6 protein-coding genes are annotated in these 6636 nt (G+C 75.0%); 3 read left to right on the forward strand and 3 right to left on the reverse strand.

Annotation, left to right across the window (positions count from 1 at the left end; genetic code table 11):
* Nucleotides 1-109: 109 nt before the first annotated feature.
* Nucleotides 110-1042 (forward strand): phosphotransferase, encoded by a 933-nt coding sequence (locus ACFUVW_RS18645; RefSeq protein WP_430572801.1) that lies wholly within the window; start codon nt 110-112, stop codon nt 1040-1042.
* 40 nt (nt 1043-1082) lie between these two features.
* On the opposite strand, the gene ACFUVW_RS18650 is transcribed toward ACFUVW_RS18645, so the two are convergent.
* Together ACFUVW_RS18650 and ACFUVW_RS18655 are read right to left on the reverse strand one after the other, a co-directional pair.
* The gene (locus ACFUVW_RS18650; RefSeq protein WP_430572802.1) at nt 1083-1751 is read right to left on the reverse strand and encodes an ABC transporter ATP-binding protein; all 669 of its coding nucleotides are present in this window, start codon (nt 1749-1751) and stop codon (nt 1083-1085) included.
* A 29-nt stretch (nt 1752-1780) separates the two neighbouring features.
* Nucleotides 1781-3376, reverse strand: coding sequence for an ABC transporter permease (locus tag ACFUVW_RS18655; protein ID WP_430572803.1), 1596 nt, complete (start codon nt 3374-3376; stop codon nt 1781-1783).
* 157 nt (nt 3377-3533) lie between these two features.
* Here ACFUVW_RS18655 and ACFUVW_RS18660 point away from each other — a divergent pair, with 157 nt between their 5' ends.
* Entirely contained in the window at nt 3534-4205 is a 672-nt protein-coding gene (locus ACFUVW_RS18660) for a DNA alkylation repair protein (protein WP_430572804.1), read from the forward strand.
* Between the two features lie 31 nt (nt 4206-4236).
* On the opposite strand, the gene ACFUVW_RS18665 is transcribed toward ACFUVW_RS18660, so the two are convergent.
* On the reverse strand, nt 4237-4929 hold the full coding sequence (locus ACFUVW_RS18665; protein WP_430572805.1) for a hypothetical protein: 693 nt from the start codon (nt 4927-4929) through the stop codon (nt 4237-4239).
* A 175-nt stretch (nt 4930-5104) separates the two neighbouring features.
* Between ACFUVW_RS18665 and eno the strand changes: the two genes are divergently transcribed.
* Entirely contained in the window at nt 5105-6388 is a 1284-nt protein-coding gene (gene eno, locus ACFUVW_RS18670) for a phosphopyruvate hydratase (protein WP_430572806.1), read from the forward strand.
* Nucleotides 6389-6636: the final 248 nt, after the last annotated feature.

The raw sequence follows: 6636 nt of genomic DNA on the forward strand, positions 1-6636 counted from the left end.
GCGACGGATCGCTTGCTCGAAGGCAGGGGTGGGTCGACGACGTGACGATCCGGTGCGGGGTGGTGGCGCGGCGTCGGCGCGCTGTCGCGCGCCGCTAGCGTGAGGCGGCGTGACCACCACCGACGTCGAGATCACCGCCGACCTGGTCCGCGACCTGCTGCGCGAGCAGCACCCGGACCTCGCCCACCTCCCCGTCCGTCTCGGCGCGCGCGGCTGGGACAACCAGCTCTGGCGCCTCGGCGACGACCTCGCCGTGCGGCTGCCGTGGGCCACCGAGCTCGCGGACGCGCTGCTGCGCAAGGAGCACACGTGGCTGCCGCCGCTCGCCCCGCAGCTGCCGCTGCCGGTGCCCGTGCCGCAGCGGCTCGGCGAGCCGGGCGCGCTGTTCGGGCGGCCGTGGATCGTCACGACGTGGGTGCCCGGCGAGCCCGCCGACCGGGCCCCCGTGACCCGTCCGGGGTCGGCAGACCTCCTCGCCGCGTTCCTGTCCGCGCTGCACCGCCCGGCGCCGGACGGCGCTCCCACCGGCCGCGGAGAGGGCCGTCGGGGCGGCCCGCTCGCGGAGCACACGGCCGGGTTCGAGCACGGGCTCGCGGAGGTGGTCGAGCGCGGGCTCGTCGCCGAGCCGGAGCCCGTGCGCGCCGTCTGGCAGGACGCCGTCGCCGCCCCCGCGTGGGACGGCCCGGCGGTGTGGCTGCACGCCGACCTGCACCCGGCCAACGTCCTCACCGCCGACGGCGCCCTGAGCGGCGTGATCGACTTCGGCGACCTGTGCGCGGGCGACCCCGCCTACGACCTGGCCGGCGCCTGGCGGCTGCTGCCCGACGGCGCCGTCGACCGCTTCCACGACGCGTACCGCGGCCCCGACGGCGGGCCCGCCGACCGGGCGACCCGGCGTCGCGCCCGCGGGTGGGCGGCCGCCACCGCGCTGGGCGGGCTGATCGTCGGGAACGCCGGCGACGAGGGGCGCCCGGGCGGGAAGTCCACGTGGGGACCGCCCGCCCGCGCGACCCTCGAGCGGCTCGTCGCCACCGCAGGCTGAGTGCCCCCGGCTGACCGTCCGCCGACCGGGAGGCGACGTGTCAGGCCGCCTCGGTGACCCGGCCCCCGGCGATGCGCAGGCGCCGCTGGGCGCGGCGCGCGACGACGGAGTCGTGCGTGACCATGACGACGGTCAGCCCCTGCTCCTTCCACAGCCCCTCGAGCAGCTCGACGATCTCGTCGCGGGTGGCCTCGTCGAGGTTGCCGGTGGGCTCGTCGGCGAGCAGCACGGTCGGGTTCTTCACCAGCGCGCGGGCGATGGCGACGCGCTGCTGCTGCCCGCCCGACAGCTCGCCGGGCAGGTGGTCGGCGCGGTCGTCGAGGCCCACCTGGGCGAGGGCCTCCCGGGCGCGCCGCGCCCGCTCCGCCCGCTCGACCTCGGCGGGCACGAGCGCCGTCTCCACGTTCTCCGCCGCGGTGAGCGTGGGGATGAGGTTGAAGTGCTGGAACACGAAGCCGAGCTGCCGGGCGCGCGCCCGCGTGAGGCCGCGGTCGTCGAGCGACGCGAGGTCCTCGCCCGCGAGCCGCACGCTGCCGGACGTCGGGCGGTCGAGGCCGCCGAGCATCTGCAGCAGCGTGGACTTGCCGCCGCCGGTGGGGCCCTGGATCGCGACGAGCTCGCCGTCGCCGATCTGGAGGGTGACGTCGACGAGCGCGTGCACGGTGCGCTTGCCGGTGTAGGTCTTGGTGAGCTTCTCGAGCTGGTACACGGCGGTTCCTCTCGGGTCGGGACGGCGGGTCAGGCGAGCGAGCGCAGCGCCTCGGCGGGGCGCAGCCGGGCGGCGCGGGAGCCGCCGACGACGCCGGCGAGCAGGCCACCCAGCACGGCGAGGCCGACGGCGGCGAGCACCACCCACGCGGACACCGGGGCGTGGAGCACGACGTCGACCGCGCTGCTCGCGGCGTCCGCCATGCCGCCGAACGGTCCGCCGCCGCCCGGCATCGCGGCGCCGTCGGGCGCCTGGCCGCCGCCCTGGCCACCACCGCCCGGCATCCCGCCGCCGGGGCCGCCGAGGGTGAACCCGCCGCCGCCCGACGCGCCCGACAGGGTGATGCCCGCGAGGTTGATCGCCACCACGGCGACGCCGCCGAGCACGACGCCCGCGATGCCGCCGATCAGGCCCTGCACGACGGACTCGCCGGCCACCTGACCGACCACGCGTCCGCGCGACCAGCCGATGGCCTTGAGGGTGCCGAGCTCGCGCGTGCGGCGGTTGACGCCCGAGACGGTGAACAGGATGGCGAGCCCGAACGCCGCGGCGAGCACCACCGCGCTGAGCCAGGTGCCCAGCGTCGAGACCAGCGACGACGCGGTGGACAGGGAGCCGGTGACGTCGCCCGCGAGGTCGGACTGGGTGCTCACGGAGGCGTCGGGCAGGGCGGCGGCGACGTCGGCCGCGACGGCGTCCACGTGGTCGGCGGAGTCCACCGACACGTAGAGGTCGGTGACCTGGCCGTCGAGGTCGGCGAGCTGCTGCGCGAGGCCCAGCGGCACGTACACGTCGGACGCCGTCGCGACGCCCTCGCCCGTCGTGGAGGTCACCGTCCCCACGACCTCCAGGTCCTCGCCGCCCACGGTGACGGTGTCGCCGACGGCGAGCTCCTGCTGCGCGGCGTACGTCGCGTCGAGCACCGCGACCTTCGCGGGGCCGTCGATGCCGTCGTCGATGTCGGCGTCCGTGCCGGCGTCTCGGGCCTCCAGACCGCGGCCGTCGGCGACCTCGACCGTGGTGAGCGGGCCGACGGCGTCCGCGGTCGGGTCCACGCCGGTCACCGTGGTGCTGTCGATCTGGAACGCGCTGCCGCCCGCGCCGTCGGCCCCGCCCGACGGCGGCTCCTGCACGCCGCCCGTGCCGCCGGCGGGGGCGCCCTGGCCATCGCCCTGCTGCTCGCGCATCGCGTCGAGGTCGGGCATCTCGCCGGAGAACGACGTGTTCTCCAGCGTGAGCGTCGCCGCCGTGCCGGTCACGTGCTCGACGCCGGTCACGGTCGCGAGCGCGGCGTCGTCGAAGGCCGCGGACCCGCGAGCCACGCTCAGGCGGTCCTGGTCGAGCGACCGCGTCGCCTCGTCGCCCTCGCCGTCGGTCTCGCCGTCGTCCGCGTCGAACTCGAACCGGCCGGGCCCGCCCGAGCCCGGCTCGCCCGCCTGGGTGACGGTGACGTCCGTGCCGACGCCGTACACCGCCTCCAGCACGGAGGCCTGGGCGTCGCGCACGCCGGCGGAGACGGCGGACACGACCATGACCAGGGCGATCGCGACGGCGAGGCCGATCGTGACCACCACCGTCTGCTTGCGCCGGTGCCGCAGCTCGCGGCGCAGGGAGGTGAGAAACATGCAGGGCTCCTCGACAGGGTGCGGTGGACCGCGGGGGAGGGTGGCGGCACTGCCACGGGGACGCCACGGAACGTAGGGCCGCGGCCTGGGGCCGGCCTGCCGCAGGGCTGTGACCATCCTGTGAAGGCGCACGCCGGGGGGGGCGTAGCGTGGCGGCGTGGACCTCACCGCGGACGCCGTCGTCGCCGACCTGCGCGCGGTCGCGGACCCGGTGGCGCACCCGAACCGGCACTACGCGGGGACGGGCGAGGTGCTCGGCGTCCGGATGGGCACGGTGTTCGACGTCGCGAAGAGATATGCCGCGCTGCCGCTGGGGGAGGTGCACCGCCTGCTCGACGAGCCGGCCTACGAGCCCCGGCTGGCCGCGTTCTGCCTGCTGGACTTCGCGGTCCGGGCGCCGCGCGTCACCGACGCCGAGCGGGAGGCGCGCTACCGCACCTACCTCGACCGGCACGACCGCATCGACACGTGGGACATGGTCGACCGGGCGGCGCCGCGCGTCGTCGGGCTGTACCTGCGCGACCGCTCGCGGCAGCCGCTGTTCGACCTGGCCCGGTCCGACGACCCGCTGCGGCGCCGCACCGCGCTCACCGCGCCGCTGGCGTACACGCGGCCGCCGCACCCCGCGGGGATCGCCGACCTGCTGCGCCTGGTCGAGCTGCTGCACACCGACCTCGACCCGGTCGTCCGCAAGCCCGTGGGCATCGCGCTCAAGCACGCCGGCGGCGCCGACCCCGCGGCCGTGCGCGCCTTCCTGGACCGGATGGGAGACGCGCTCGCTGCGCCCCTGCGCCGCGAGGCGAGGCAGAAGCTGCCGGACGAGCGCTGACGGGGGCCGTCCGGGCGGGGCGGTCGAGCGGTCAGTCGCCCGCGGCCCGCCCCAGCTCGCCCGCGATGCGCTGCTCGAGCGCGTCGGTCGCGGCGTCGGGCAGCACGACGATCCCCTCGAGCTCCTTCATGGCCCGCCGGTACGCGGACTGCCGCTCCGCCTGCGACGAGCCCTCGTCGTCGGCCATCGCCAGCAGCTTCTTCGCCCGGTCGAGGGCCTGCCGCTCGGTGGGGGAGAAGTCGGACGCGCGGCGCCGCTTCGCCTCCCGCTCCGCGACGTCGAACCGGACCTGCATCTCGCGGACGGCGTCGCGGTAGCGGTCGAGGCGGCGGCGGTCCCGCAGCTCGTCCAGGTCGTCGGGGCGCAGGTCCTCCGCCGCCCGGCGGGCGCGGTGGAAGTCGACCGTGACCTGCTCACGCATGTCCGACATCAGCGGGTACTCGAGGGACTTCACGGCGTCGAGCTCGTACGCCAGCCAGCGCTGCTGCGTCGTGTCGTGCGCGGCCACGGTCCGCTCGATCTCGCTGGTCAGGGCCTCCTCGTCGGCCTGCACGGGCGGGGCGGCGGGCTGCTCGACGCCGTGCTTGATGCGGTACATCTCGAGCTTGTCCCGGCGCCGCTGCCGGTCCCAGCTCGAGATGCCCCGGGCCGCGCCGCCGATGGCGGGGCCGACGAAGAAGATCAGCCACCAGTACGAGCCGAGGAAGTCCCAGACGCTGTCCACGGGGTCCACGCTATCGGCGCGGCCATGACCGGTGGGTGGTCGCGGGCGCTCGTCCTGAGGCGCCGGTCTAGGCTGGGGGGCGTCAACCCAGCACCGTCGCGGGCGTCAGCGGCCCCGGGCACTCGCCTGGGCCTGGTCGCGCGGTCGCCCGCGGTCCCCGTCTGAAGGAGCACCCGTGGCAAGCATCGAAGCCGTTGGAGCACGCGAGATCCTCGACTCGCGCGGCAACCCCACCGTCGAGGTGGAGATCGCGCTGGACGACGGCACCTTCGCCCGCGCGGCGGTCCCGTCGGGCGCCTCGACCGGCGCGTTCGAGGCCGTCGAGCGTCGTGACGGCGACAAGGGGCGCTACCTGGGCAAGGGCGTCGAGGGCGCGGTCAACGCCGTCATCGACGACATCGCCCCCGAGCTCATCGGCTACGACGCCGAGGAGCAGCGCATCATCGACCAGACGCTCATCGAGCTGGACGGCACCCCGAACAAGGGCAAGCTGGGCGCCAACGCGATCCTCGGCGTCTCGCTCGCCGTCGCGAAGGCCGCCGCGAAGTCGGCCGGCCTCGACCTGTTCCGCTACGTCGGCGGCCCGAACGCGCACGTGCTGCCCGTGCCGATGATGAACATCCTCAACGGCGGCTCCCACGCCGACTCGACCGTGGACTTCCAGGAGTTCATGATCGCCCCGATCGGCGCGAGCACCTTCAGGGAGGCGCTGCGCTCGGGCACCGAGGTCTACCACGCGCTCAAGGGCGTGCTGAAGTCGAAGGGCTTCTCCACGGGCCTCGGCGACGAGGGCGGCTTCGCCCCCGACCTGCCCTCGAACGTGGCCGCGCTGGACCTCATCCTCGAGGCCATCGGGAAGGCCGGCTTCACGCCGGGCACCGACATCGCCATCGCGATGGACGTCGCCGCGACGGAGTTCTTCAAGGACGGCGCGTACCACTTCAAGAACGGCGAGGTGCACTCGACCGAGGACATGATCAAGCTCTACGAGAGCATGGTCGCGAACTACCCGATCGTCTCCATCGAGGACCCGCTGTCCGAGGACGAGTGGGGCGCCTGGACGCAGTTCGTGTCCGAGGTCGGCGACAAGGTCCAGGTCGTCGGCGACGACCTGTTTGTCACCAACCCCGAGCGCCTCGCCCGCGGCATCGAGGAGAAGGCCGCCAACTCGCTGCTGGTCAAGCTCAACCAGATCGGCACGCTCACCGAGACGCTCGACGCCGTCACGCTCGCGCAGCGCAACGGCTACACCACGATGACGTCGCACCGCTCCGGCGAGACCGAGGACACCACCATCGCCGACCTGTCCGTCGCGACCAACGCCGGCCAGATCAAGACCGGTGCCCCCGCCCGCGGCGAGCGCATCAACAAGTACAACCAGCTCCTGCGCATCGAGGAGGCGCTGGACGACGCCGGTCGGTACGCCGGCCGTTCCGCCTTCCCGCGCTTCCAGGGCTGACGCCCGGGAGCTCCTCGCCGGCCGGGCGCCCCGCCGGGGGGCGGCCGGCCGTCGTCGTCCCGCGAGGTAGTCCGGAGCCCCGCGAGGTAGTTCAGATCGTGCCGAGGTAGTCAGGTTCCCCGTGAGGTAGTCCGGATCGTGCCGCGGTAGTTGAGATACCCCCCAGGGAGTGGGGCAGACCCCAAACAACGCCCCCGCGGGAAAAACACGGCCCCCCCGGGAAGACCACCGGCCGGGTGGGGCGGCCA

It is taken from the genome of Isoptericola sp. NPDC057391 (assembly GCF_042668085.1).
Classification (GTDB): Bacteria; Actinomycetota; Actinomycetes; order Actinomycetales; family Cellulomonadaceae; genus Isoptericola.